We start from the raw sequence: 25,352 nt of genomic DNA on the forward strand, positions 1-25,352 counted from the left end.
GCGCCATGATATCAAAATTCTTCATCGAGCGGCCTGTTCTTTCCAACGTCATCGCGATCCTGATGATCCTGATCGGCGGGGTGGCGCTGTTCAACCTCGCGGTCGCGCAATATCCCGACGTGGTGCCGCCGACCGTCCAGGTGACGACGCGCTATCCGGGCGCATCGGCAAAGACCGTGGTTGACACCGTGGCGCGACCGATCGAGCAACAGGTCAACGGTGTCGAGGACATGCTTTACATGCAGTCCTATAGCGGCGCCGACGGCACCTACACGCTGACAGTCACCTTCAAGATCGGCACCGACCTCAACTTCGCGCAGGTGCTGGTGCAGAACCGCGTCTCCAGCGCGCTGTCGCAGTTGCCGAGCGCCGTGCAGAGCCAGGGCGTCACGGTCCAGAAGATGTCGACCTCGATCCTCTTGTTCGTGACGCTGACCTCGCCGAACAAAACCTACGACAGCCTGTTCCTTTCCAACTACGCCACCATCAACATCCGTGACGAGCTGTCGCGGGTACCGGGCGTCGGCAGCGTCACCGTGTTCGGCGCCGGGCAATATTCCATGCGAGTCTGGCTCGACCCGAACAAGCTGCAGGTGCGCGGGTTGATGCCGCAAGACGTCATCCAGGCGATCCAGCAGCAGAGCCAGCAGGTCACTGCCGGCCAGGTCGGGGCGCCGCCGACGCCGCCGGGACAGGCGTTCCAGTACACGCTGAACGTCAACGGCCGTCTCAGCGACCCCATCCAGTTCGAAGACATCATCGTCAAGTCAGGCGGCGTCGGTGACGTCACCCGTATCCGCGATGTCGGCCGGGTGGAACTGGGCGCGCAGACCTACAGCCAGATCTTCTCGCTCAACCAGAAGCCCGCGACGGGCATCGGCGTGTTCCAGTCGCCCGGCGCCAATGCGCTCCAGGTCGAAAGGGCCGTCGAGAGGAAGATGGCGGAGTTGGCCAAGCAGTTCCCACAGGATGTCAAATACGAAACGCCGTTCGACACCACCAAATTCGTTCAGGCCTCGATCGACGAAGTCTACAAAACGCTGATTGAGGCTGGCCTCCTCGTGCTGATCGTGATCCTGGTGTTCCTGCAGGACTGGCGGGCGATGCTGGTGCCGGCGACGACCGTCCCGGTCACCATCATCGGCGCGTTCGCGGCGATGGCCGCGCTCGGCTTCACCATCAACCTGTCGACGCTGTTTGCGATCGTGCTGGCGATCGGCATCGTGGTCGATGACGCGATCGTCGTGGTCGAGGGCGCGGCGCACAATATCGAGCGCGGCATGTCCGGCCACGACTCCGCGATCAAGGCGATGGACGAGTTGTTCGCGCCGATCATCGGCATTACCCTGGTCCTGATCTCGGTATTCCTGCCGGCCGCCTTTCTGCCGGGGCTGACCGGGCGGATGTACGCGCAATTCGCGCTTGTCATCGCGGCGACCGCGCTACTCAGCGCGGTCAACGCGGCGACATTGAAACCGACGCAGTGCGCGCTGTGGCTGCGCCGTCCGGTACCGCCGGAGCAGCGCAACTTCTTCTATCGCGGCTTCAACGCGGTCTATGACCGGATCGAGCGCGGCTATGCAAGGATAATCGGCGGCATCGCCGGTCACGCCAAGACTGCGGTCGTCATCGCGCTGCTCCTGATCGGGCTCGCCGGCTATGGACTGTCGCGGGTGCCGACCGGCTTTATCCCGATCGAGGACCAAGGCTATCTGTTGGCCGCCGTGCAGTTGCCGGATGGCGCTGCGATCGACCGTACCCAGCGCGTGCTCGACCAGGTCGCCGAGATCGCGGGCAAGACGCCGGGCGTCGATCAGGTGACGACCGTCGCCGGCATCTCCGCGCTCGACAATTCGTCGAGCCTTGCCAATGCCGGCGTCGCCTATCTGACGCTGAAGGACTGGAACGCGCGCGGCCCCGGGGAGGATTTGCGCTCGCTGGTCTATGGCCTCAACGACAAGCTCGCGGTGATCCCACAAGCGCGCATCCTGGTGATCCCGCCGCCGCCAATCCAGGGCATCGGCAACGCCGCAGGCTTCGCCATGCAGGTCGAGCTGCGCGACGGCAACGCTGACTACGGCAAGCTGCAGGCGGTCACCGGCGCCGTCGCTGCCAATGCGCAGACGCAGAGCGCGCTGCAGCGGGTCTCCTCGTCGTTCCGCTCGATGGTGCCGCAGTATGACGTCGAGGTCGACCGCATCAAAACCCAGACCCTGCACGTCACCACCGACCAGATCTTCTCGACGCTGTCGTCCTATCTCGGCGCGAGCTACGTCAACCAGTTCAACAAGTTCGGCCGCACCTTCCAGGTCTACGCCCAAGCCGACGCGACGTACCGCCTGACCCTGCGCGACATCGAGAACCTGATGGTCCGCAACAGCAATGGCGACATGATCCCGCTCGGCACGGTCGCGAAGATCACGCCGTCGGTCGGCCCGTCGCTGATCAGTCTCTACAACCTCTATCCGTCCGCGGCCATCATCGGCCTGCCGGCGCAGGGCTACTCGTCCGGCCAATCGATGAAGCTGATGGAGGAGATCGCGGCGAAGACGTTGCCGCCGGGGACCGGCTATGAGTGGACGGCGATGTCGTACCAGGAAAAGGCGGTCGGCGGCCAGCTCTACTATGTGTTTGCGCTGGCGTTACTGCTCGTCTACCTCGTGCTGGCCGGACAATATGAGAGCTGGTATGCGCCGATCTCGGTGATCCTGGCGGTGCCGTTGTCACTGCTCGGCCCGACGCTGGTGCTGACGTCGTTGCGGATCGAGAACAATCTCTACACGCAGATCGGCATCATTCTACTGATCGCGCTGTCGGCCAAGAACGCGATCCTGATCGTCGAGGTCGCGCTGGAGCGACATTTGCGCGACGGCCGCTCGGTGCTGGAGTCTGCTGTTGATGCCGCGCGCGCCCGGTTCCGGCCGATCCTGATGACCTCGTTCGCCTTCATCCTCGGTGTGCTGCCGCTGGTGTTCGCGACCGGCGCCGGCGCCAACGCCCGCAAGTCGATCGGCATCACCGTGTCCTCCGGCATGATCGCTTCGACCTGCCTCGCCGTGCTGTTCGTTCCGGCGTTCTTTGTCGTCGTGCAGAACTTCGAGAACTGGCGCAAGGCGAGGCAGGAAAAGGCGGTAGAATCGAAGCCGGCACCGCAGGCATCAGGCACGGCGCATTAAGCCCGCACACTGCCAATCTATTCCCGTGACTCTGAGGAGGCCGCGAAGCGGCCGTCTCGAAGGGCGAACGGCCCAGCTTTCGCCGCGGCCAGCAGCCGGGCCCGGCATCCTTCGAGGCTCGCTTCGCGAGCGCCTCAGGATGACGGGATCGATAGCGCCCTGACACTATACCTTCACCATACGCTTGCCGCGGTTCTCGCCGGCGAGCAGCCCGATCAGCGCCTGCGGGGTGTTCTCGAGGCCGTCGATCACGTCCTCCTGCACCTTCAGCGTGCCTGAGGCGACCCAGGACTGCAGATCGGCGAGCGCAGCGTCGCGCTGGTCCATGTAGTCCATCACGATGAAGCCCTGCATGACCAGCCGCTTCACCACGATCAGGCCGGGCACGCCGCGCGGGCCGTGCGCGGAGGGGACCCCGTCGTATTGCGAGATCGCGCCGCAGCAGGCGATCCGGCCGCGGTTGTTCATCTGCGCCAAGCAGGCTTCCAGGATGTCGCCGCCGACATTGTCGAAATAGACATCGACACCCTTCGGCGCCGCTGCGCGCAGCGCCTTGTAGGTGGCGCCGTCCTTGTAGTCGACCGCGGCGTCGAAGCCGAGCTCGCTGGTCAGCCAGTGGCATTTGTCCTTGCCGCCGGCGATGCCGACGACCCGGCAGCCCTTGATCTTGGCGATCTGGCCGACGATCGAGCCGACCGATCCGGCGGCCGCGGACACCACGACCGTCTCGCCTTCCCGCGGCTTGCCGACATGGAGCAGGCCGAAATAGGCGGTCAGCCCGGCAATGCCAAAGACGCTGAGCAGATGCGTCATCGGCTCCAGCTTCGGCATCTTCGACAGATGCTTGGCGAGCACCGCGGCATAATCCTGCCAGCCGGTGTCGCCGAACACGATATCGCCCGGCTTCAAGCTCGGGTCCTTCGACGACACCACCTCTGCGATGCTGCCGCCGGCCATCACGGTGTTGGCTTCGACCGCGGCGCGGTAGGTGGCGCCGTGCATCCAGGCGCGGTTGGCGGCATCGAGCGAGATGTAGCGCGTGCGCACCAGCGCCTCGCCGTCCTTCGGCGCGGGGATCTCGCCCTTGGTCAGACGAAAATGCTCGGCACCAAGTTTGCCGGTCGGCTTTTCGACCAGCAGGATCTGGCGATTGATGGCGTCGGTCATGGCGATGTCTCCCCTCGGTTTGATCGTTCGTCAGGCAACTGACTGCGCCGTAGGCGCGTCGTTGCACGGATTGTGCGCTGCGTGAACGCTAGTCCGCGCGCTGGCATTCCACAACGGGAACATTCCGGCAAAGTCCCGCCCAACGCGAAGCGTGTTGCAAGGGTGCGTAAATCTGCCACACTCGCCGTAGCCGGAAACCGACGGGGGTAGAAAATGTCCAACAGGTTTACGCAGTACATCCTGTTTGCGATGGTCCTTGGCATCGCGATGGGGACCATCGTCTTCAATTATTTTCCCGACAGCCGAGCCGAAATCGCCGCTGACGTCAATCTGATCGCGATGCTGTTCCTGCGGCTGATCAAGATGATCATCGCGCCGCTGGTGTTCGCGACCCTCGTCGGCGGCATTGCCCACATGGGAAGCGGCGCGCGGCTCGGACGCATCTTCGCCAAGACCATGGGCTGGTTCGTCTCCGCCTCGTTCGTCTCGCTGCTGCTCGGCCTCGTCATGGTCAACCTGCTGCAGCCCGGCGCCAACTTCCCGGGCACGCTGCCCGACAAGGCGCAGTCGACGGGCCTGCCGGTGTCGGCCTTCTCGCTCGAAAAATTCCTGATCCATCTCGTGCCGACCTCGATCGCGGACGCAATGGCGCAGAACGAGATCCTGCAGATCGTGGTGTTCGCGGTGTTCTTCGCGGTGGCGCTCGGCGCCATGCCTGAACGGGCGAAGCCGATCATGAGCCTGATCGACGATCTCGCCCACATCATGCTGAAGGTCACGAGCTACGTGATGTTCTTCGCTCCGCTTGCGGTGTGGGCGGCTATCATGGCCACCGTCTCGAAGAACGGCCTCGGCGTGCTCTGGAAGCTGATCGTCTTCATGGGCGGCTTCTATCTGTCGCTGATGATCCTGTGGGGCATCCTGGTCATGGTCGGCTTCATCGCGATCGGGCCGCGCTACAGCCATCTGCTGCGGCTGATCCGCGAGCCGCTGATGATTGCGTTCTCGACCGCCTCCTCGGAAGCGGCCTATCCGAAGACGCTGGAGGGGCTGAACAGGTTCGGCGCCTCGTCGCGGATCTCGGCCTTCGTGCTACCGCTCGGCTACTCGTTCAATCTCGACGGCACGATGATGTACTGCACCTTCGCCAGCATCTTCATCGCGCAGTCCTATCACATCGAGATGTCACTCGGGACGCAGTTCGCGATGCTGGCGACGCTGATGATCACCTCGAAGGGCGTCGCCGGCGTGCCGCGCGCCTCCCTCGTTGTGATCGCCTCGACGCTCAGCCAGTTCAACATCCCGGAGGCGGGCCTGTTGATGGTGATGGGCATCGACACCTTCCTCGACATGGGCCGCAGCGCCACCAACGTGATCGGAAACTCGTTGGCGACCGCCGTGGTCGCGAAGTGGGAGGGCGAGCTGAAGGCCGAGCATGGGCTCGGCCCCGACGACGCCGTGCCGTCGGATGCGGTGCCCGGCGCCGTGATGGCAGGCCATTGACGGGAGGGATGCATGCATCGCGCCCGATGGCGGCCGACACGGGCTGAGCGCCCAGCGCTGTCGGCCTGTCTGCTGATGGCAAATCTGCTGACGGCTGGTCTGCTGGCAACGCCGGCCGCGGCGCAGACGGCCGGCGAGGGGCTCAGCCCCACGCTAGCCAATATCAAGGCCACCCACACCGTGCGGCTCGGCTATCGCGAGAGCTCGCCGCCGTTCTCGTTCCTCGATCACTCCAACCGGCCGATCGGCTATAGCCTCGAACTCTGCGATGCCATTGTCGACGAGATCGGCGTCGAGGTCGACGACGCCAATCTCAAGGTCGAATACGTCAAGGTGACCTCCGACGATCGCATCCCGGCGGTGGTCGACAAGTCAATCGATCTCGAATGCGGATCGACCACGGCGAATGCCGAGCGCAGCAAGCTCGTCGCGTTCTCGCCGCTGATGTTCGTGGCCGGCACCAAGCTGATGGTGCCGAAGGGCTCCGGCGTCACCCAGGTCGCCGACCTCAAGGGCAAGACCGTGGTGGTCACCAAAGGCACCACCAACGAGCTGGCGATGCATAATGTCGACGCCAAGCAGTCGCTCGGGCTCAAGATCGTCACCGCCGAGGATCACGAGCAGTCCTACCAGATGCTGGCGGACGGCAAGGCCGATGCGTTTGCGACCGACGACATCCTGCTCTACGGCCTGATCGCGCGGCACAAGTCGCAGGACAAGTTTCGCGTCACCGGCGATTACCTGTCCTATGATCCCTACGGCATCATGTATCGCAAGGGCGAGCCGCAGATGAAGGACGTGGTCGAGCGCGCATTCCGCAAGCTCGCCACCAACCACGACATCATCCCGCTTTACAACAAGTGGTTCACGGCCCGCCTGCCGACCGGCGAGAAGCTCAACGTCGCGCTCTCGCCGCAGCTCGAAGAGGCGTTCAAGGTGCTCGACGAGAATCAGTAGGGCGGCCCCGCCCTCCACCGTCGTCCCGGCGAAGGCCGGGACCCATACGCCGCGGCCTCTTGAGTGAGGTGGTGGGAGTAACCTTCCGTAACAATAGACCTTTGTGGTTATGGGTCCCGGCCTTCGCCGGGACGACGAGATTGTGCAAACACTTCGTCCAGCGCCGCCCAGTACGCGGCCTCGACCAGCTCCGGATGCCGCCGGCCCAGCGCTTCCATCTTCACCCCGGAATTGACCTCGAGGATCTGCCACGCGCCGTCGGCGCGCACGACATCGATCGAGGCGAAGCGGATGCGCAGCGCCTGCGCGGCCGTGACAGCGAGCGCGATGCAGGTCTCGCGCGTCTCGCCGTCTTCAAGCAGCACCGGTGAGGCACCGGAATCGAGATTGTGCCGCCAGTTGACGATGCGCCGCTCGCCGGCGGCCGGGACAGTGTCGAGCTCGGCGGCATCGAAGTCGTCGGCGATGGTCCTGAGCTGTTCGGCAGTCAAGCCGCCGCGCGCCAACTCGCGCAGCGAATGAACGCCGTCGCCCGTCACCTGCGGGCGGGTCTTACCGTAGACGATAAGCGCGCGCTCATCGAGCAAGACGACGCGAACCTCGTCCTCGATCTCGACATAGGGCGAGATGGCAAGGCTCGGGTGCGCGGCCAGGATGCGCGCGACCGCCTGCTCCAGTTGCGTGTTGGTCGTGACGCGGAGCACCAGCTCGCCCGACGTGCCTTCATTGGGCTTGACCACGAGGCCGCGCGGATGGGCATCGAGCAGCCGCAGCATCGCCGCCATCGATCCCGATCCCGGGATATGCGGGCTGAGCCGCGCGCCGAGAAACAGGGTGTGCGGAATCGCGGCGACGCCGGCCGATGCCAGCACCTCGGCGCAGGCCGACTTGTCGTTGGCGACCTGATGCGCAACCGCGCTGTTCAGCCCGACGTCGTAGCCGATCACAAGCCGCCGCTCCGCGCCCCGCTGCAGGATCACGAGCCAGCCGCCCGATCTGATCTCGATCGCGATATTGTGCGCGAGACAATATTTTTTGATGGTTTCCAGAAAAAGACGCTGGCTGATGAGGATCACTAAATCATTTTCCCTTCGCCGCGGTTTTCGTAGCAATTATTTGCCAGATCAGCGGCGATCGCAGCAAGTAAATTGCGTGGATCACGACGCGTTAACGCTGTCGTCGCTGAACCTATCCGCGAAATCGAGCGACTGCCATTCTGAGATCGCAATTGCACGCCAGGTGATCTTGACTATGTGATGCATCGGCGCGATGGAAACGCGAGATCTTCAATGATTTCGGCCACTTCCGCGCCGTCGCGGGCAGCCTAAAAATCAAACCATTCTAAATCTGGTCAATCGAGAAAACGAAAACACATGAGCGCGTTCTATCGAGAGAAGGTTCTTTCCGTTCGCCATTGGACCGATACGCTTTTCAGCTTCCGAGCCACCCGCGATTCCGGTTTCCGCTTCCAGAATGGCCAGTTCGCCATGATCGGCCTCGAGGTCGATGGCCGGCCGCTGCTGCGCGCCTATTCGATGGCGAGCGCCAATCACGAGGAGGAGCTCGAGTTCTTCTCGATCAAGGTGCAGGACGGCCCGCTCACCTCGAAGCTGCAGAAGATCCGCGAGGGCGACATCATCCTGGTCGGCCGCAAGGCGACCGGCACGTTGATCACCGACAATCTGATCCCCGGCAAGCGGCTGATGCTGCTGTCGACCGGCACCGGCCTCGCGCCGTTCGCGAGCCTGATCAAGGACCCCGAGGTCTATGACCGCTACGACTCGATCGTGCTGGTGCACGGCTGCCGCCAGGTCTCCGAGCTCGCCTATGGCGAGGAACTGGTCGCCAAGCTGCGCGACGACGAGCTGTTCGGCCCGATGCTGTCGGAGAAGCTGCTCTACTATCCGACCGTGACGCGCGAGCCGTTCCGCAACCGCGGCCGCATCACCGACCTCATCACCTCCAACCAGCTCTTCACCGACCTGCATCAGGGCCCGCTCGACATCGAAACGGACCGGATCATGATGTGCGGCAGCCCGGCGATGTTGGAAGACCTCAAGCAGCTATTCGAAACCCGCGGCTTCAAGGAAGGCAGCGGCAACACGCCCGGCCACTTTGTGATCGAGAAGGCGTTCGTCGAGCGCTGACGCTGTCCTCCCGCCGAAGCCGGGACCCATCGCTACCGTTCTCGCTTTTTAAGGCTGGTGCCGCATCGGGCACCAGCCTTTTGCATTTCGCGCCATGTGATATGCCGCCTTGGGCGCGCGCACGTACTCGGCCTCGTGGTTCGAGACGCGCCGCAAGCGGCGCTCCTCACCATGAGGGTCTCCTATTGTGCCGCAACACAAGACCTCATCCTGAGAGGCTGTGAATCTAATTGAAGGTTGGCAGCTTTAGCGGAGAGGGACTGCGGCGGGCAGAGGCTAGCGGTGATTGTTTGATTAGGCGGCGGCCTGCAGCAGGCGGTGTCCGGCCAGGATGTTGTTGGTGAGGGCGAACCAGCGCAGCACCGTTTGGACCTTTTCGAGGCCGCGGACCATAAACCGCTGCAGGCCCCAGTTGCGGAAGCGGGCGTTGATGCACTCTGCCTGGACGCGACGCCTGTAGACTGACTTGCCGTGCGGGCTTCTCATGCGGACGCGCCAGGCGGCGACACCCGGTCCATCCCTGTCGCTCGGCTGATAGGGATCGCGCCGATGCTTGCTGCGTGAAGGTGGCCCGTAGATTTTGATCCCGCGGCCAGCCGCCCACTCGGTATCGTCATTCTTGTTGAAGCCGCCATCGACCAGATGGCGCTTCGGCCATCGGCCATAGCGGCGGTTGATCTTGTCCAGCATCGGCCGGGCCAGGCCGCGGTCGGAACCGACCGTTGTGACGTCGGTGACGAGCACGATCTGACCACCGGCGGCAGTGGAGAGCTGGCAATTGTAGGCGGGACGGAAGCCACCATCGGCCATCTTCATGACGCGAGCATCGGGATCAGTGGTGGAGGCGCGCGGTTCCTTCTGCTTCTCGACCTGCTTCTTGTTGGTCGTGCTGCGCCGTTCGCGCTCGGCCTCGATCTCGGCCAGCTTCTTCAGCGCCGAGGCCACACGCGCCTCGCGTTCACGTGCGGCCCGTTCCTCGGCCGCAACGATCCGCCGGTTGCTGGCTTGCGGATCGTCAGTGGCTTCTTCCTTCAACTGGCGGATCAGCCGTTGCGCCTTGCGCAGCTCTTTGTGAAGCTTCTTGCGGCGACGGAACGATTTGGTCCCAGCCGACGCACGCACCCGGACCCCGTCCTGTGCCACCTCATCCAGGTCGATGACCCCGGCCACCGACAGGCTGGCGACAGTGTCGCTCAACAGCCGATCCAGAAGCTCCGGATGCGCCGTGCGGAAGTCGGCCAAGCCGTGATAGTTGACGCTGACCCCGCCGCACAGCCACCGATAGACGTCGTGGCTCTCACATAACCGCGCCAGCGCCCGCGCGCTGCCAACGCCCTCGCTCGTCGCATAAAGCCATAGCGCCAGCAAAAGCCGCGGGCTCGCCGGCGCCTGTCCCGGCGTGTGGGTGCGGGCTCTGATCGCCTCTTCAAGCTCCTGCAGATCAAGTTTCTCAACGTAGGCCCAGATCACCCGCACCGGGTGGTCGGCAGCCACCAATGCCTCCAGATCGACCGCCCGAAGTTCGATCTGATCGCGCACCGGCTCTCGCATCCGCGGGTCGCCCGCATCGTTCGCACGTGCTCGTGTCTGCCGCGGAAGATCCGAAAAGAGTTCATCGCCGGACATCGTTGCACCTCTCCAGTGTCCACAATCAGGAATCACTGCAAGCGTGCAAACTCAATCAAAATCTGCACAAAGATTCACAGGCTCTGAGGAGCCCGCCAGAGGCGGGCGTCTCGAAGGATGGCCGCAGGGGCGCTTTTCTCCCATATGCGATTGCCCTACGCTTGCGGGGAGGGAACGCAGGTTGCTCGCGGTCGCCGCGTAAGCCCTAAAGCCTCGTCGCGCGCCTACGTTGCATTGCAAAAAAGCGGGCTCAACTTGAGCGATTACGACAGCAATACCGCCCATTCGGGCGGTTGTCATATCTGTGACCGTTCGGCGCTATAACCGTGTGGGACTTGATCCGCGAGTTGGATTAGGCTCACGGCCGACAAGGTGGCCTTGCTGATTGGCTGAGGGGTTCTATGGAAACGCTGCTGCTGCCGTTCTCCCCGCGCTTCATCGTGCTAACGACTTGCGCCGTGGTGACGGCGCTGCTGCTGGCGATCGGCGTGTTCGATCACAATCCGAAAATCTGGAATGTGGTCATGGTGCCGCTGCTGACCTTCGGTGCGCTGACATTGCTCGGCATCCGCGATCTCGTGCAGAAGAACCACGCGGTGCTGCGCAACTATCCGATCTCGGCGCATGTGCGCTTCCTGCTCGAGGAAATCCGCCCGGAGATGCGGCAGTATTTCTTCGAAAGCGAGAAGGACGGCATGCCGTTTTCCCGCGACACCCGCGCGGTGGTCTATCAGCGCGCAAAGGCGGTGCTCGACAAGCGGCCGTTCGGCACCCAGGAGGACGTCTATCGCGAGGGCTATGAGTGGATGCACCACTCGGTGGCGCCGAAACCGCGAGCCGATGAGAAGTTCCGCATCACCATCGGCGGTCCCGATTGCACCAAGCCCTATTCGGCCTCGGTGTTCAACATCTCGGCGATGAGCTTCGGCGCGCTGAGCCCGAATGCGGTGCGCGCGCTCAACGCCGGCGCCAGGAAGGGCGGTTTCGCGCACGACACCGGCGAGGGTGGCGTCAGCCCCTATCACCGCGAGATGGGCGGCGATATCATCTGGGAGATCGGCTCCGGCTATTTCGGTTGCCGCAACCGCGACGGCACCTTTAACCCGGACGAATTCGCCCGCGTCGCGGGCGAAGACCAGATCAAGATGGTCGAGCTCAAGATCAGCCAGGGCGCCAAGCCCGGCCATGGTGGTGTGCTGCCGGCCGCAAAGGTCTCCGAGGAGATTTCCAAAATCCGCGGCGTGCCGCTCGGCGAGGATTGCATCTCGCCGGCCTATCATAAGGCCTTCTCGACGCCGCTGCAGATGATGGAATTCATCGCGAAGATGCGACAACTGTCCGGCGGCAAGCCGGCCGGCTTCAAGATGTGCATCGGCCATCCCTGGGAGTTCCTGGCGATCTGCAAGGCGATGAAGGAGAGCGGGCTCTACCCGGACTTCATCGTGGTCGACGGCAATGAAGGCGGCACTGGTGCCGCGCCGCTCGAGTTCATGGATCATCTGGGCATGCCGATGCGCGAGGGCGTCAACTTCGTCCACAACGCGCTGGTCGGCATCAACGCGCGCGATCGCATCAAGATCGGCGCCTCCGGCAAGATCGCGACCGCCTTTGACATGGCGCGCGCGATGGCGATCGGGGCCGACTGGTGCAATTCGGCGCGCGGTTTCATGTTCGCGCTCGGCTGCATCCAGTCCTTGAGCTGCCATACCGACCGCTGCCCGACCGGCGTCACCTCGCAGGATCCGATCCGCAACCGCGCGCTCTATGTGCCGGACAAGATCGAGCGGGTGTATAATTATCACCACTCGACCCTGCACGCGCTGACCGAACTGCTCGCCGCCGCCGGCCTCGAGCATACCCAGGAGCTGCGGCCGATCCACTTCTCGCAGCGGAGCTCGACCACCGAAGTCTGCTCCTTTGCCGAGCTTTACCCGGCACTACGGCCCGGCGAATTGCTGGAGGGCACGCAGGACCGCCGCTTCCGCGACGCCTGGGCGATGGCGCGCGCGGATTCGTTCCAGCCGGCGGGGTAGGAGTTGCCGCCGCAAAGGCGCGCTGCACTCCCTCTCCCGCTTGCGGGGGAGGGCTGGGGTGGGGGCTCTCTCCGCGAGTCATATTGTAGAGAGAGCCCCCACCCGCCGCGCTCCGCGCGACGACCTCCCCCGCAAGCGGGAGAGGTGAAGCAAGCCTGCGGACAGACCGACTGACCAAGACCATCGCGCCTTAGCTCCGCCATGCCGCGGCTGGTGCGCCGAACCATCTGGTCAGCGCTGCCGTGAGTCCCGGCTCGGCCGCCCCTCCCGCCCATGCTACATATCCGTCGGGCCTGATCAGCACGGCGCGGGGAGCAGGGACCGTGCCGAGCACCGGCAACTCCCACGCGCCGTTGTATCTTGCATCGATCAACTGAACGCGGCCCGCCCACGGCGTGATCTCGATGCCGCCGGGTTCAGCGAGATTGAGCAGCAGGGGCCGGGCATCGTGCAGCAAGGTGAAGACCCGGATCGGCCCGCCCGCCGTGACGAGGTCGAGATCAGGCATGCGGCGTCCGAGCAGCGGATGTCCGTCGCCGATGTCGTAGTGAACGTCGAGGCCGGAGATCATGCCGGCGACGCGTTTGCGCGGCTCGTCGATGTCGAGCAACTCGGACACGATCTCACTTAGGGCCTTGGTGCGATCATCGTTACGACGAAGCGCGACCTGCGCCATCGTGTTGCGCAGCACCCGCGCCGCCACCGGATGGCGTTCGGCATGGTAGCTGTCCAGCAGGCTTTCCGGCGAAATGCCCTTGATCACCTGGGCGAGCTTCCATCCGAGATTCACCGCGTCCTGCACGCCAATATTGAGGCCCTGTCCGCCCATCGGAGGATGGATATGCGCGGCGTCGCCGGCCAGCAGGATGCGTCGTTCGTGGTAGGCTGCGGCCTGACGCGTCACGTCGGTGAACCGGGAGATCCAGGTCGGACTGTGGACGCCAAAGTCGGTTCCGTAGACGGCGACGAGTGCCTCGCTCACCTCGCGCAAGGTCGGCTCGCTTCCCTCGCGTAGGTGCTGCTCGGTCAGCACGATCCGCGCCCGCCCGTCATCGATCCTGCCGATCCCATGGATGCCGGTGGCGTCGTGGCGAAAGCCCCATTCCGCCTCGTCGGATATCCGGGCTTCCGCGATCAACCAACTCGTCGTCGCATTCCAGCCGAGAAAATCGATGCCGGCAACCTTGCGGACCAGGCTACGTCCGCCGTCACAACCGACGAGATATTGCGCGCGCAGCATCTGTCCGTCGGACAGCGCGACGTTCACGCCCGTGTGGTCCTGCGTGAAATCACTGACGTCGCGTGCCCGATAGATCGGCACCGCGAGGTCATGGATCCATCCGGCCAGAATGCGCTCGATGTGGTTCTGCCACAGCGCAAGCACATAGTTGTGCCGGGTAGGGAAGTCGCCGATGTCGAGAGATATCCGGTGGAAATGCAGGACCTTGTGCAACTGTCCCTGTGAGACGAAGCGGTCGGCGATGCCGCGCTGATCGAGCACCTCAATGGTGCGCGCATGCAACCCGCCCGCGCGCGAGCCGACCAGCTCCTGGCTGGCGCGCCGCTCGACGATGGCAACGTCGATACCTGCCAGCTTCAATTCGCCCGCCAGCATCAGCCCCGTCGGACCTCCGCCGGCAATCACCACCGCATGTCCACGCATCCCGCACGCCCTCCGTTTGATCGATTGGGCGCGCGTTCTACGCGATGACCCCGGACTTGCCGCAAGCCCGGGGGGTCTCCATATATCTAAGTGGGGAGAGGCTGCGGGCGTGGTTGCCGTGCCTGTACCAATCGTCCAAGTCGTCATTGCGAGGAGCCAACGGGTCGCGCGAACGCGCGCCCGATGACAGGCTCCGCGACGAAGCAATCCATGCTTCGGCATGCGCGAAGCGATGGATTGCTCGCAGTGGCGTCAAAAGGCTGAGAGCTCGATGGCGCTTCGTAGCCCGGATGGAGCGAAGCGCAATCCGGGATTCACTTGTGCACCGGTAGAGCGCTCCCGGATTTCGCTACGCTCCATCCGGGCTACGTCAGCATCAGAACTCTCCGTGCACCCGGCCGGCGAAGATGTGCACCGGGCCGCGGTCGGCGTTATAGGCGGGGTTGGCGATGAACTGGTAGTCCGCGGTCAGCGTCAGGTGCTTGTTCACCGAGTAGGCGTAGTAGCTCTCGAAGATGCCTTCATTGCGGTAGTTGAGCGCGCCGTCGCCGATCAGCAGGCCGAGGCCGCCGGCCGCGAGGAAATCGCGATGCGAGGCGGAGAGTCCGTTGATCGCGCCGCCGATGCCGATCGTGTCGTCCGGCCGTCCCCAGGTGCTGCCCTTCACCGACACGCCGCCCGAGAGGCTGCGGTCGGCGTCGGTGAATGAGAGGATCTCGTTGCGGCCGTCGTTCCAACTCAGGCGGCCGAACAGGCCGACGTCCTTGGCGATCTGCTGCTCGGCATTGACGTAGAATCCGTACTTCAGATTGTCCTTGCGAATGCTGTGCATCACGCTGTTGATGTCGAGTGAAGGGTCGGTGCCTTCGATCGCCAGCGCCTGGCTGTAATTGCCGGTGTTGCCGCGATTGGCGAATACGCCGACGCGCAGCTTGCCGGGCTGGTCGAAGATCGAGTAGCGACCCTCGAATTCGACGACGGCACCGCCGGTCTTGAAGGTCAGGATGTCGCTGTTCGGCGCATCCGGTACCTGGAACAGGCCGGCGCGCACTGCCCAATCCTTGCGGTTGAGCTCGACCACGGCCCCACGCGTATAGCCGGGGAGGTCGGCAGGGAAATCGTAGGCGGCGGATGCCCACATCGCCCAGTTCATGAAATCAGAGCGCGGATCCTTCGCATAGGAATTGCCGTCGAAGAAATCGCCGACCGCGAAACGACCGACAACCACCGTCAGGCGATCGATGTCGCGCTTGCCGGCCACTTGGTTGGGGCCATCGGAGACGTCTTCCTGCTCGCCACCGAAGCCGAATGTCTGCTTGAAGTAGTAGCGTTGCGGCCGGATCCGCGGATATGCAGCGCCGGCCTTCTGGGCTTCACCGTTCGAGAAACCGGCAAGGCCGAGCGTGCCGTTGAGGCCGAAGCCCTGCGCGGTTTCGGGGTTGAAGTAGAACTCGCCGCCCTCCCACAGCCGCACGCCGAGGAACGCCGTGGTGGTCCAGGTCTGTTGCGCCTGCCCGCCGGGCGGCAGGCTGTTGGTGCCGCTATAGGCGGCGCGAAATGACGGGTAGCCTTGTCCGATCAGCGTCGTCTGCGCATGGACCGACCAATTGTCCGATTCCGGCAATTGCGGCTTGGTTGGCGTTGCCGACCATGGCGAATCGCCCAACTGGTAGTTCAGGCCGAATTTCAGGAGATGCAGGCGCGGCTCGATGGTGACGCCAGGCATGCCGAAGTCGGCAAGGCCGAGGGTCCGCCGCGACACGTCGATGTAGTCGTATTCGATCTTGGCGGTCCAGTTGCCACTCAATGCAAACTCGGCGCCGGCGCCGACGGTCCAGCCGGTCTGGTACTGGCCCGGCTCGGACACGACCTCGCCTGCCGCGTCGTTCACCCTGACCTGCGTACGTCCCCAGGCAAAGCCGCCGGTGACATAAGGCATCCAGCCGCCGAACGCGTAGCCGGCCCGGCCGCGGACGGTGCCGACATAGTCGATCGAGCTGTTGAACGGGCCCGGCGTCCGCCGCACCTGGTCGATGGGACTGACGAAGGTTGCGTCAGCCTCGATGCCGAGCACGAAGCGATTGGCGAACTCGCGATTGTATCCGACCTGGAAGCCGCCGATCCCACCCGTGATGGTGTGCGGAAAGAACACGCCCTGCAGCGGAAGCGGATTGGTGCCGGGCCCAAGACTGCCGTCGCCGTAACCGACATGTCCGCCGACGTAAAAGCCGGTCCAGTTGTAAATCGTACTCATGGCGGGCGATTTGACCGCCATGTCGGCTGCGGCCGCCGGCGCGCCGAAAGCGGCGGCACCGAGCGTCGCCGCACCGGCGGCGATCTGCACCCGGAAGAGGCGGAGGCAGGTCATGACGTGGCGTTGCCCCGCGAGCGGTTGGAGGTATTGCCTGCCATCACTGCAGATTTGGCAGCCACTCGCCACCCCCAGATTTGAAGTCATCGCCCGCCGTCCCCGGTTCCGATCTGTATTGGTTCAACAGAGCCAGATCGGCAGCCTGACACCAGCCTTATTGCAAATGGTTCGCAATTGCAACTGAAGGCCGCCACCTACCCCCTCCGATTTGCACGTCGCGATGACAGCCATGCAACAGCGGGCGGGGCGACCAGGTCCTTCGTCCGTGTCGGCCGCCTAAGCCGGCAACCGCAGCTTCGATGCGGCACGCGCCGCGGTGGCGTGCGGGCAGGAAGGTGAGCCTGCACGCCATCGACGATCGAGATCGCCACTGGTGTCCTCGAGGGTCCACCGGCATTCCAGGTGACCGTCGATCAGGATCCAATGACATGCCGGCGCCGGGGTTGGACGGCGGCGCCGGCCTTCAGGGCGGCGAAAACCCGGAACGTTGTCGTTGGCATAGGGAATCGTCCACGGCGTCATCGGCCGCGGCGCGAACGGCCGAAATTTTGCGAGCTTTTCGAACATCGCTCACCTCCACATCCGCTGGTCGTGCGGCAGGCCGGTGAGGAGCGGACGGTCAGCTAAGGCGCGACCATCCATCCACGCAGCGGGAGCCTGCGCGATCAGTCTTGCTGTCGTGCGGCGGCAGGTGTCCCGTCATCGTCGGGGTACTGTCGCCTGAGTTGCTACTGCCCATTTGCCTTCTATGTTGGCTCGTGGTCGGGGCGGTTGCCCCGGTGCGGAACGGATGTTCCGACGATCGGCCACTACGCCCCGTACAGTGGGCTGTCAAGCCGATTTCTCTATCCCCCAGGGAGGATCGTGCTTATCCTGCCGGGAGGATAGGAGAACCGAATGCCCGACGATCACCCCCACGCCGCCATTGCCCGGCGCCTGAAGCGCGCCAATGGCCATCTCGAGACCATCGTCGAGATGATCGAGCACGGCCGCCCGTGCGCGCAGATCGCCCAGCAATTGCAGGCCGTGGAGGGCGCGATCGAGAGCGCCAAGAAGGCCCTGATCCACGACCATATCGGCCACAGCCTGGAGGATACGCTGAAGGCTGCGGGCCCGAAGGGCCGCGCCGTGCTGAAGGATTTCAGGCTGGTCGCGAAATATCTCTGACCGGCCGCCTGCGGCCGCCGGCTTCCCGCCGATCGCGCTATGGGGCCGGCCAGCGCGGCGTCGCTGTCAGCGCGCTCATGTCGAATTTGTCGACGTCTTCCAGCAGCTCGCAGAATGCGCGCGCGCCGTGGTCGAGCAGCGCCTCACCCTTCTCGGCGGAGGCCTTGGTGGCGTCGCCGATCGCGCCGCTCGGGTGCAGGTCCTGCGCCTGCCAGGCGAACGGCGCCGGCCGTTGTGTCGAGAGATGGCGGTGGTGTTTTTCAATTTGCACGCTCGCAGGGCGGAAGTCCGCGATCGCGCCCTTGCGCACGGCTTGCGGATATTTCGCCAGCATGATCGAGGTCTCGACCGCCCCGCCATGGATGCCGTGACGCAGTTCGGCTGCCTCGAACAATCCGTCCGGTACGCCGAAGCGTGACCAGCTCGTGGTGATCGCGAGCATCCCGTGGCGCGCGCGCAGGTCCTGCGCCACCAGCGACATCGCTGCGGAATTGCCGCCATGGCTTGTCACCATCACGAGCTTTTTCACGCCGGCGCGCGCCACGCACTCGCCGAGCGCGGTCCAGGTGTTGAGCGCGACCTCGTTCGACAAGGTCAGCGTGCCCGGAAAATCGACGTGCTCGGTGGAGATGCCGACCGGCTGCAGCGGCAGAAACGTCACCGGTGCGGCCGCCGGCAGCAGCTCGCGCACCCGCGCCAGGTAGGCTTCGCCGATCATGACGTCGGTTCCAACAGGCAGGTGCGGCCCGTGCTGTTCGGTCGCGGCCAGCGGCAGCACCGCGATCCAGCGCGAGGACGCTGATTTGGCGATGTCGGGCCAGTGGATGGCGGTCCAGTCGCGGGGCGGAAGCTGAGAAGTCATCAAGCGAAGCGTTTCATTGGATGAATTTGCAGGTTAGTTTGTCGATCTTTCGCGGGGATGTGAATCATGCCTCCGGGCGATCCACGCGCCTGGGGCGCGGCTCGGTCCCCGGGGCGCGGTCCACGTCCTCCACCCCTCCATCATGGGCCAGAATGAGCGACGGAGTCCAACCATGAACCCGGCCTTTTTGCCGCGAGCGTTAACCATAGGCCTGCTTGCCGTCCTCACGGTGCTGACCCCGGCGCGCGCACAGACCCTGGACAAGGTTTCGTTCGGCACCAACTGGGTCGCCGAGGGCGAGCATGGCGGGTTCTTCCAGGCGGTGGCCGACGGCACCTACAAACAATATGGCCTCGACGTCACCATCGTGCCCGGCGGTCCCAACGAGAACAACCGCATGCTCCTGATCGCGGGCAAGCTCGACTTCTTCATGAGTGCGAACTCGCTGCAGACCTTCGACGCCGTCACCAACAAGGTGCCGCTGGTCGCGGTCGCCGCCATCTTCCAGAAGGACCCGCAGGTCTTCCTGACCCATCCCGAGGCCAAGGTCAGCAAGATCGAGGACCTTAAGCCGCTGACGCTGCTGGTCTCGAAGGAGGGCATCGCCAGCTACTTCCAATGGATGAAATCCAAATACGGCTTCAGCGAAAGCAAGGTGAAGCCCTATACCTCCAACGCACAACCCTTCCTCGTCAACAAGCAGGTCGCGATGGAAGGCTACGTCACCTCGGAGCCCTACGCGGTGGAGAAGACCGCCGGCTTCAAGCCGAATGTCCTCTTGATCGCCGACTACGGCTTTAGCGCCTATTCGACCCTGATCGAGACCCGCCGCGACCTCGTCGACAAGAAGCCGGACCTGGTGCAGCGCTTCGTCGATGCCTCTATTGTCGGCTGGTATCATTATCTCTACGGGGATAATTCAGCCGGCAATGCGATGATCAAGAAGCTCAACCCGGACATGACCGACGAGCTGTTGGCCTATTCGGTTGCCCAGATGAAGGAGCACGGCATCGTCGATTCCGGCGATACCTTGAAGAACGGCATCGGCGCCATGACCGACGAGCGGATGGCGAGCTTCTTCGAGGCGATGGCCGCCGCCGGTGTGGTCAAGAGCACGGTCGACTATCGCCAGGGCTACACGCTGCGTTTCGTCAACAAGGCGGTCGGGCTCGAGCTCAGGCCGAAGAACTGAGCGGCCCGGAACACGAGTGGTGCGATTGGCTCGAGATATCGCCGCATCGGCGGCCCACCTCTCCCTGCCGGGGAGAGGTCGCGCCGGAGGCGCGGGTGAGGGGGCGCGGGTCCCACGAGAGGGCGTAACCCCTCCCCCGGATCGCATCGTGCGATGCGATCCGACCTCTCCCACAAGGGGAGAGGTCGTGCTCGCGGCACGGCCGCGCGCATCAATGCCGAATTGCGGACGGTAGCCGGCATGGCCGCGCCAGAACCGAATGCCGCCGGCCCTGCCGTTCGCCTGCACGGCGTCACCAAGGTCTATGACAGCGGCGTGACGGCGCTCGGGCCGCTCGATCTCGATGTCGGGCGTGGCGAGTTCGTCTCGCTCCTTGGGCCCTCGGGCTGCGGCAAGTCCACCGCCCTGCGCCTGATCGCGGGGCTATCGGCACCGAGCGCGGGCACGGTCGAGCTGTCGCACCATGACGCGGTCCGGCGCGGCAGCCACCCGATCGGCTTCGTGTTCCAGGAGCCGACGCTGATGCCCTGGGCCACGGTGCGCGACAATGTCCGCCTGCCGCTGAAGCTTGCGCATGCGCCGAGCGCCGAGGCCGAGGGGCGGGTCGACCAGGCGCTCGCGCAGGTCGGGCTTGCGGAATTCACTGATGCCTATCCGCGCGAATTGTCCGGCGGCATGAAGATGCGGGTGTCGCTGGCGCGTGCGCTCGTCACCGATCCCGATATCCTGTTGATGGACGAGCCGTTCGCCGCGCTCGACGAGATCACGCGCTTCCGCCTCAACAACGATCTGCTGTCGCTGTGGCGCAACCTGCACAAGACCGTCATCTTCGTGACGCATTCGGTGTTCGAGTCGGTCTATCTGTCGCAGCGCGTGATCGTGATGACGGCGCGGCCCGGCCGCATCGGCGCCGAGTTTCGTATCGCTGCGGCGGAGCCGCGCGGCGAGGAGTTCCGCACGTCGGCCGAATATGCCGGCTTCTGTCGCGAAGTCTCGAAAGCGTTGGCGCCGTCTTATGCAGGGCAGGCCGGCGCATGAAATCTGCGCAACAGATCGTCCGCTTCGTGCTGCCGGCCGTGGTGTTCGCCGGCGGCCTTGTGCTCTGGGAGATGATCGTCGATGTCAACGACATCCAGCCCTATGTGTTGCCGAGCCCCCTGTTGGTGTTGAAGACGCTGGTGCACGACTGGCCGATCCTGTCGCAATCGCTCGGCGTCACGCTGCTCACGACGCTCGAAGGCTTCGTCGCGGCCGCGCTCGGCGGTGTCGCGCTGGCGCTGCTGTTCAACCAGTCGAAATGGCTGGAATACTCGCTGTTTCCCTATGCGGTCATCCTGCAGGTCACGCCGGTCATCGCGATCGCGCCGCTGCTGCTGATCTATCTGCAGCAGCAGACCGCGGTGATCGTCTGCGCCTGGATCGTCGCATTCTTCCCGGTGCTATCCAACACCACGCTCGGCCTCAACTCGGTCGACCGCAACCTTGCGGGTCTGTTTCAGCTCTATGGCGCCTCGCGACTGCAGAAGCTGATGCTGCTGCAACTGCCCGCTGCATTGCCCTACATCCTCGGCGGCTTGCGCATCGCCGGCGGGCTGTCGCTGATCGGCGCCGTCGTCGCCGAGATCGCGGCGGGCAGCGCGGGCGCCGGCTCGGGCCTCGCGTTCCGCATCGCTGAATCAGGTTATCGCCTGAATATTCCCCGCATGTTCGCAGCGCTGTTGCTGCTGTCATTAGCCGGGATTGTCATCTATGGGTTGCTGGCGCTAATTTCATACCTCTTGCTGCGACGCTGGCACGAAAGTGCGCTTGGAAAGGAAAGCTGATGGCCCCGATGTCTTCCGAAAAGATCGATCTGCTGGTTTACGGACCGATCCGGCCAATCCTTGAGAACGGCTTTCCCGATCAATATGTGCTGCACCGCGCGGAAAGCCGCGGCGATCTTGAGCGGCTGACACCTGAGGTCGCGGGCAAGATCCGCGGCATCGCCGTCACCTATCACACGATGGCGACCGACAAGACCGCGATGGCGCGCTTTCCCAAGCTCGAGATCGTGGCGAGCTTCGGCGTCGGCTACGATCACGTCGATTCCGCCTATGCGCGCGATCACGATATCGTGGTCACCAATACGCCCGACGTGCTGACCGAGGAAGTCGCCGACGTTGCGATGGGGCTGTTGATCGCGACCTTGCGCGAATTCGTCAAGGCCGACCGCTATGTGCGCACCGGTCTGTGGCAGACCCAGAACTATCCGCTCAGCGTCGGCTCGCTGCGCGATCGCAAGGTCGGCATCGTCGGCATGGGCCGAATCGGTCAGGCGGTCGCGCGCCGCCTCGATGCCTCGCGCGTGCCGGTGTGCTATCACTCGCGCAAGCCTGCCGCCGATGTCTCCCACCCGCATTATCCTGACCTGATCGAGATGGCGAAGGCGGTCGATACGCTGATCGTGATCGTGCCCGGCGGCGCCGCGACGGCGAAGATGATCAATGCCGACGTGCTGAAGGCCCTCGGGCCCAGGGGCGTGCTGATCAATGTCGCGCGCGGCTCCGTGGTCGATGAGCCGGCGCTGGTCGCCGCGCTGAAATCGGGCACCATCCTCGCCGCCGGCCTCGACGTGTTCGCGGCCGAGCCGAACGTGCCGGACGAGCTGAAGGCGATGCAGAACGTCGTGCTGCTGCCGCATATCGGCTCGGCCTCCGTGGTCACGCGCAACGCGATGGATCAGCTCGTGGTCGACAACATCAGGAACTGGTTCGCGGGCAAGCCGCCGCTGACGCCGGTGGCAGAGACTCCGGTGAAGGGCCGCTGATGTCGCCGGTCCGCTTCAGCGCCGTGCTCGTTTTGCTGCTCGCCGGCGTGCTGCCGGCGCGGGCGCAGGACGTCACGACGTTGAAGAAGGACATGATCGGGCAGTGGGAGCTTGCCACCACCGACCGCAGCAAGACCTGCGTCGTGACGTTGAAGAGCGATACGACGCCGCAAGGTTTCAAACTCGAGCTCGAGCCGTCCTGCGCCGCCGCGCTGCCCTTCACCAAGGACATCGTCGGCTGGAGCATCAAGGGACTGGGCGACATCGTGCGGCTGCAAAACGCAACCGGCGAGGCCGTGATCGATTTCTCCGAGGTCGAGACCGGCATCTTCGAGGGGCTGCGCACCAATGAAGGCGTCTACATCCTGCAGAACCTCGCCGCCGCCCGCTCGCTCGCCAAGTCGATGGACCAGATGATCGGCGACTGGTCGATGGTCCGCGGCAACGGCCAGGCGATCTGCGGCCTGACGCTGACCAACAACGATGCCGGCAATGACAATTTCCAGGTTTTCCTGAAGCCGAAATGCGACCCCGCGGTCGCGGCCTTCAACCCGACGCAGTGGCGGCTCGACCACGGCCAGATGATCCTGATGTCGGCCAAGGGCGAGACCTGGCAGTTCGAAGCCGACGACAACGCGCAGTGGCGCCGGGTTCCCGACAGCGCCGATCCGCTGATCATGCTGCGCGAGCAGTAGGCTCTCCACACGGCTGCCCACCGCTCCCGCTTGCGGGGGAGGTCGTATCGCATTGAAGATGCGATACGCGTTTGCGGTGATACCCCCACCCCAACCCTCCCCCGCAAGCGGGAGAGGGGGGCCGTACTGGGCTGCGGCCGCATTTGGAGGCTCCTCAACACAAAAATTTCCCCGCTCCATGTCGATCCGGCGCGTCGCGGATCGTCGTCCCCTGTAGCGAGCCGGTCTTGCGGCGATCATCGCCGCGTCTCGCCCAACAGGAGTTTTCCGATGCGGTTCATGTATATCGTCACCTCCCCGCAACCCCCGCGGCCGCCGACTCCGGCCTTGATGGAGGCCATGGGCAAGCTTGCCGAGCGGGAAATCAAGGCGGGCCGCATGATCGACAACGGCGGCCTGCTGCCGGTTGCGATGGGCGCCCAGGTCCGCATCACCGACGGCAAGCTCAACGTCATCGACGGGCCTTTCGTCGAGACCAAGGAGATGATCGGCGGCTACGCGATCTTCGAGCTCCGCAACAAGGAGGAGGCCGTCGCCGCCGCCGTGGAGTTCATGCAACTCCACAAGGAGCATATGCCCGGCTGGGATGGAACCTGCGAGGTCCGTCAATTTGCGACCATGGGTGTCGACGGCGCCTGTCAGATCGATGTCCCCGCCGGCGCTTGATGCGCAGCGCGATGATCTCGGGTCGGCGGCGATGACGGCCGCCGACATCCAGGCCACCATTCTCGCCGTGTGGCGCATCGAGCAACCGCGGCTGATCACCAGCCTGTCGCGGATGCTGCGCGACGTGCCGCTCGCCGAGGACCTGACCCAGGACGCGTTGATCGCGGCGCTCGAGCACTGGCCCGCCAGCGGCGTGCCGGAAAAGCCGGGCGCCTGGCTGATGGCGACCGCAAAGCGGCGCGCGCTCGATCATCTGCGCCGCATCAGCGTGCTCACCCGGACGCACGGCATGCTGGCGCATGATCTGGCGCGAGAGCAGGAAACTATGCCCGATTTCGACGCCGCGCTCGACGACGACATCGGCGACGAGCTATTGCGGCTGATCTTCACCGCCTGCCACCCGCTGCTGTCGCGCGAGGCGCGCGCAGCGCTGGCGCTCAAGATGATCTGCGGCCTCACCACCGAGGAGATCGCACGCGCCTTCCTGCAAGCCGAGGCGACCATCGCCCAGCGCATCGTGCGCGCCAAGCGCACGCTGTCGGAGTCCGGCCTCGGTTACGAGACGCCGCGCGGCGAGGCGCTGTCCGAGCGGCTCGCCTCCGTGCTTGAGGTGGTCTACCTCATCTTCAACGAAGGCTACACCGCCGCGCGCGGCGAGGAATGGCTGCGGCCGCAGCTCTGCAACGAGGCGCTGCGCATGGGCCGCGTGCTGGCCGCGATCGCGCCGCGGGAGCCGGAGGCACATGGGCTGCTCGCACTGATGGAACTCAACGCCTCGCGGATGGCGGCGCGCACCGATGCGGCCGGCGATCCCATCCTGCTGATGGAGCAGAACCGCGCGCTGTGGGATCGCCTGCAGATCCGCCGTGGGCAATTGGCGCTGGCGCGCGCCCGCGAGCTCGGCGGCGCCGGCGGCTTCTATGCGTTGCAAGCCGCGATCGTCGCCTGTCACGCCGAAGCCGATATCCCGGATGCGACGGACTGGCCGCGGATCGCTTCGCTCTACGGCGATCTCGCCGCATTGGTGCAGTCGCCGGTGATCGAGCTCAACCGCGCGGTCGCGATCGGCATGGCGGAAGGGCCGCAGGCCGCGCTTGCGATCGTCGATGGCCTCGCCCACGAGCCCGCATTGAAATCCTATCATTTGCTGCCGGGCGTGCGCGGCGACCTCTTGCAGAAGCTCGGCCGCCACGGCGAGGCGTGCGCGGCGTTCGAGGCGGCCGCCAAGCTTGCCGGCAACACCCGCGAGCGCGATCTTATGCAACGCCGCGTGGCGGCGGCGCGTGCGGCGCGGGATCGCGATCGCGATTGACGCGCTCGT

At 64.7% G+C, this 25,352-nt stretch carries 20 protein-coding genes; 13 read left to right on the forward strand and 7 right to left on the reverse strand.

The window, feature by feature from the left end:
* The first annotated feature begins 5 nt into the window (after nucleotides 1-5).
* Nucleotides 6-3,176, forward strand: coding sequence for an efflux RND transporter permease subunit (locus tag P6U30_RS03820; protein WP_407168208.1), 3,171 nt, complete (start codon nucleotides 6-8; stop codon nucleotides 3,174-3,176).
* 165 nt (nucleotides 3,177-3,341) lie between these two features.
* On the opposite strand, the gene P6U30_RS03825 is transcribed toward P6U30_RS03820, so the two are convergent.
* The gene (locus P6U30_RS03825) at nucleotides 3,342-4,343 is read right to left on the reverse strand and encodes an NADP-dependent oxidoreductase (RefSeq protein WP_407168209.1); all 1,002 of its coding nucleotides are present in this window, start codon (nucleotides 4,341-4,343) and stop codon (nucleotides 3,342-3,344) included.
* A gap of 213 nt (nucleotides 4,344-4,556) precedes the next feature.
* Here P6U30_RS03825 and P6U30_RS03830 point away from each other — a divergent pair, with 213 nt between their 5' ends.
* Both P6U30_RS03830 and P6U30_RS03835 read left to right on the forward strand, forming a co-directional pair.
* Nucleotides 4,557-5,846 carry a dicarboxylate/amino acid:cation symporter gene (locus P6U30_RS03830; RefSeq protein ID WP_407168210.1) on the forward strand — a complete coding sequence of 430 codons (1,290 nt, stop codon included), beginning with the start codon at nucleotides 4,557-4,559 and terminating at the stop codon, nucleotides 5,844-5,846.
* A 75-nt stretch (nucleotides 5,847-5,921) separates the two neighbouring features.
* Nucleotides 5,922-6,803, forward strand: coding sequence for an amino acid ABC transporter substrate-binding protein (locus tag P6U30_RS03835; RefSeq protein ID WP_407170347.1), 882 nt, complete (start codon nucleotides 5,922-5,924; stop codon nucleotides 6,801-6,803).
* 107 nt (nucleotides 6,804-6,910) lie between these two features.
* Here the strand turns inward: P6U30_RS03835 and P6U30_RS03840 are convergent, their stop codons facing one another.
* Nucleotides 6,911-7,879 carry a RimK family alpha-L-glutamate ligase gene (locus tag P6U30_RS03840; protein WP_407168211.1) on the reverse strand — a complete coding sequence of 323 codons (969 nt, stop codon included), beginning with the start codon at nucleotides 7,877-7,879 and terminating at the stop codon, nucleotides 6,911-6,913.
* Between the two features lie 297 nt (nucleotides 7,880-8,176).
* Here P6U30_RS03840 and P6U30_RS03845 point away from each other — a divergent pair, with 297 nt between their 5' ends.
* Nucleotides 8,177-8,950 (forward strand): ferredoxin--NADP reductase, encoded by a 774-nt coding sequence (locus tag P6U30_RS03845; RefSeq protein WP_407168212.1) that lies wholly within the window; start codon nucleotides 8,177-8,179, stop codon nucleotides 8,948-8,950.
* Between the two features lie 294 nt (nucleotides 8,951-9,244).
* Here P6U30_RS03845 and P6U30_RS03850 read toward each other — a convergent pair whose 3' ends face one another.
* The gene (locus P6U30_RS03850; RefSeq protein ID WP_407168213.1) at nucleotides 9,245-10,576 is read right to left on the reverse strand and encodes an IS1182 family transposase; all 1,332 of its coding nucleotides are present in this window, start codon (nucleotides 10,574-10,576) and stop codon (nucleotides 9,245-9,247) included.
* A gap of 401 nt (nucleotides 10,577-10,977) precedes the next feature.
* Between P6U30_RS03850 and P6U30_RS03855 the strand changes: the two genes are divergently transcribed.
* On the forward strand, nucleotides 10,978-12,609 hold the full coding sequence (locus P6U30_RS03855; protein WP_407168214.1) for an FMN-binding glutamate synthase family protein: 1,632 nt from the start codon (nucleotides 10,978-10,980) through the stop codon (nucleotides 12,607-12,609).
* A 190-nt stretch (nucleotides 12,610-12,799) separates the two neighbouring features.
* Here the strand turns inward: P6U30_RS03855 and P6U30_RS03860 are convergent, their stop codons facing one another.
* The 3 genes from P6U30_RS03860 to P6U30_RS03870 all read right to left on the reverse strand — a co-directional run bounded on the left by P6U30_RS03860 (nucleotide 12,800) and on the right by P6U30_RS03870 (nucleotide 17,210).
* Nucleotides 12,800-14,272, reverse strand: a complete 1,473-nt coding sequence (locus P6U30_RS03860; RefSeq protein ID WP_407168215.1) for an FAD-dependent monooxygenase — start codon at nucleotides 14,270-14,272, stop codon at nucleotides 12,800-12,802.
* Nucleotides 14,273-14,648: 376 nt separating this feature from the next.
* A complete protein-coding gene (locus tag P6U30_RS03865; RefSeq protein WP_407168216.1) occupies nucleotides 14,649-16,640 on the reverse strand; it encodes a carbohydrate porin in 1,992 nt (663 codons plus the stop codon).
* Between the two features lie 279 nt (nucleotides 16,641-16,919).
* Nucleotides 16,920-17,210, reverse strand: coding sequence for a hypothetical protein (locus P6U30_RS03870; protein ID WP_407168217.1), 291 nt, complete (start codon nucleotides 17,208-17,210; stop codon nucleotides 16,920-16,922).
* Between the two features lie 330 nt (nucleotides 17,211-17,540).
* Between P6U30_RS03870 and P6U30_RS03875 the strand changes: the two genes are divergently transcribed.
* Nucleotides 17,541-17,810 (forward strand): metal-sensing transcriptional repressor, encoded by a 270-nt coding sequence (locus P6U30_RS03875; RefSeq protein ID WP_407168218.1) that lies wholly within the window; start codon nucleotides 17,541-17,543, stop codon nucleotides 17,808-17,810.
* Between the two features lie 37 nt (nucleotides 17,811-17,847).
* On the opposite strand, the gene P6U30_RS03880 is transcribed toward P6U30_RS03875, so the two are convergent.
* Nucleotides 17,848-18,672, reverse strand: coding sequence for a creatininase family protein (locus tag P6U30_RS03880; protein WP_407168219.1), 825 nt, complete (start codon nucleotides 18,670-18,672; stop codon nucleotides 17,848-17,850).
* Between the two features lie 172 nt (nucleotides 18,673-18,844).
* Here P6U30_RS03880 and P6U30_RS03885 point away from each other — a divergent pair, with 172 nt between their 5' ends.
* From P6U30_RS03885 to P6U30_RS03915, 7 genes are all read left to right on the forward strand, one after another.
* Nucleotides 18,845-19,864: an ABC transporter substrate-binding protein gene (locus P6U30_RS03885; protein ID WP_407168220.1), complete on the forward strand. Its 1,020-nt coding sequence runs from the start codon at nucleotides 18,845-18,847 to the stop codon at nucleotides 19,862-19,864.
* A 240-nt stretch (nucleotides 19,865-20,104) separates the two neighbouring features.
* A complete protein-coding gene (locus P6U30_RS03890; RefSeq protein ID WP_407168222.1) occupies nucleotides 20,105-20,902 on the forward strand; it encodes an ABC transporter ATP-binding protein in 798 nt (265 codons plus the stop codon).
* Nucleotides 20,899-21,687, forward strand: a complete 789-nt coding sequence (locus P6U30_RS03895) for an ABC transporter permease (protein ID WP_407168223.1) — start codon at nucleotides 20,899-20,901, stop codon at nucleotides 21,685-21,687. Before P6U30_RS03890 ends, P6U30_RS03895 begins: the two co-directional genes overlap by 4 nt.
* Nucleotides 21,687-22,670 (forward strand): 2-hydroxyacid dehydrogenase, encoded by a 984-nt coding sequence (locus P6U30_RS03900; RefSeq protein WP_407168224.1) that lies wholly within the window; start codon nucleotides 21,687-21,689, stop codon nucleotides 22,668-22,670. Before P6U30_RS03895 ends, P6U30_RS03900 begins: the two co-directional genes overlap by 1 nt.
* Nucleotides 22,670-23,365, forward strand: a complete 696-nt coding sequence (locus tag P6U30_RS03905) for an AprI/Inh family metalloprotease inhibitor (protein ID WP_407168225.1) — start codon at nucleotides 22,670-22,672, stop codon at nucleotides 23,363-23,365. Before P6U30_RS03900 ends, P6U30_RS03905 begins: the two co-directional genes overlap by 1 nt.
* A gap of 270 nt (nucleotides 23,366-23,635) precedes the next feature.
* Nucleotides 23,636-24,031 (forward strand): YciI family protein, encoded by a 396-nt coding sequence (locus P6U30_RS03910; protein WP_407168226.1) that lies wholly within the window; start codon nucleotides 23,636-23,638, stop codon nucleotides 24,029-24,031.
* Between the two features lie 31 nt (nucleotides 24,032-24,062).
* Nucleotides 24,063-25,343 (forward strand): RNA polymerase sigma factor, encoded by a 1,281-nt coding sequence (locus P6U30_RS03915; RefSeq protein WP_407170348.1) that lies wholly within the window; start codon nucleotides 24,063-24,065, stop codon nucleotides 25,341-25,343.
* The last annotated feature ends 9 nt before the right edge of the window (nucleotides 25,344-25,352 follow it).

Source organism: Bradyrhizobium sp. ORS 111, assembly GCF_045571485.1.
Classification (GTDB): Bacteria; Pseudomonadota; Alphaproteobacteria; order Rhizobiales; family Xanthobacteraceae; genus Bradyrhizobium.

What these genes read in the sequence shown, in the direction of transcription:
- P6U30_RS03820 (WP_407168208.1), top strand. Translation starts at nt 6, where the DNA reads ATGATATCAAAATTCTTCATCGAGCGGCCTGTTCTTTCCAACGTCATC.
- P6U30_RS03825 (WP_407168209.1), bottom strand. Translation starts at nt 4,343, where the DNA reads ATGACCGACGCCATCAATCGCCAGATCCTGCTGGTCGAAAAGCCGACC.
- P6U30_RS03830 (WP_407168210.1), top strand. Translation starts at nt 4,557, where the DNA reads ATGTCCAACAGGTTTACGCAGTACATCCTGTTTGCGATGGTCCTTGGC.
- P6U30_RS03835 (WP_407170347.1), top strand. Translation starts at nt 5,922, where the DNA reads ATGGCAAATCTGCTGACGGCTGGTCTGCTGGCAACGCCGGCCGCGGCG.
- P6U30_RS03845 (WP_407168212.1), top strand. Translation starts at nt 8,177, where the DNA reads ATGAGCGCGTTCTATCGAGAGAAGGTTCTTTCCGTTCGCCATTGGACC.
- P6U30_RS03850 (WP_407168213.1), bottom strand. Translation starts at nt 10,576, where the DNA reads ATGTCCGGCGATGAACTCTTTTCGGATCTTCCGCGGCAGACACGAGCA.
- P6U30_RS03855 (WP_407168214.1), top strand. Translation starts at nt 10,978, where the DNA reads ATGGAAACGCTGCTGCTGCCGTTCTCCCCGCGCTTCATCGTGCTAACG.
- P6U30_RS03860 (WP_407168215.1), bottom strand. Translation starts at nt 14,272, where the DNA reads ATGCGTGGACATGCGGTGGTGATTGCCGGCGGAGGTCCGACGGGGCTG.
- P6U30_RS03865 (WP_407168216.1), bottom strand. Translation starts at nt 16,640, where the DNA reads ATGACCTGCCTCCGCCTCTTCCGGGTGCAGATCGCCGCCGGTGCGGCG.
- P6U30_RS03870 (WP_407168217.1), bottom strand. Translation starts at nt 17,210, where the DNA reads ATGTTCGAAAAGCTCGCAAAATTTCGGCCGTTCGCGCCGCGGCCGATG.
- P6U30_RS03875 (WP_407168218.1), top strand. Translation starts at nt 17,541, where the DNA reads ATGCCCGACGATCACCCCCACGCCGCCATTGCCCGGCGCCTGAAGCGC.
- P6U30_RS03880 (WP_407168219.1), bottom strand. Translation starts at nt 18,672, where the DNA reads ATGACTTCTCAGCTTCCGCCCCGCGACTGGACCGCCATCCACTGGCCC.
- P6U30_RS03885 (WP_407168220.1), top strand. Translation starts at nt 18,845, where the DNA reads ATGAACCCGGCCTTTTTGCCGCGAGCGTTAACCATAGGCCTGCTTGCC.
- P6U30_RS03890 (WP_407168222.1), top strand. Translation starts at nt 20,105, where the DNA reads ATGGCCGCGCCAGAACCGAATGCCGCCGGCCCTGCCGTTCGCCTGCAC.
- P6U30_RS03895 (WP_407168223.1), top strand. Translation starts at nt 20,899, where the DNA reads ATGAAATCTGCGCAACAGATCGTCCGCTTCGTGCTGCCGGCCGTGGTG.
- P6U30_RS03900 (WP_407168224.1), top strand. Translation starts at nt 21,687, where the DNA reads ATGGCCCCGATGTCTTCCGAAAAGATCGATCTGCTGGTTTACGGACCG.
- P6U30_RS03905 (WP_407168225.1), top strand. Translation starts at nt 22,670, where the DNA reads ATGTCGCCGGTCCGCTTCAGCGCCGTGCTCGTTTTGCTGCTCGCCGGC.
- P6U30_RS03910 (WP_407168226.1), top strand. Translation starts at nt 23,636, where the DNA reads ATGCGGTTCATGTATATCGTCACCTCCCCGCAACCCCCGCGGCCGCCG.
- P6U30_RS03915 (WP_407170348.1), top strand. Translation starts at nt 24,063, where the DNA reads ATGACGGCCGCCGACATCCAGGCCACCATTCTCGCCGTGTGGCGCATC.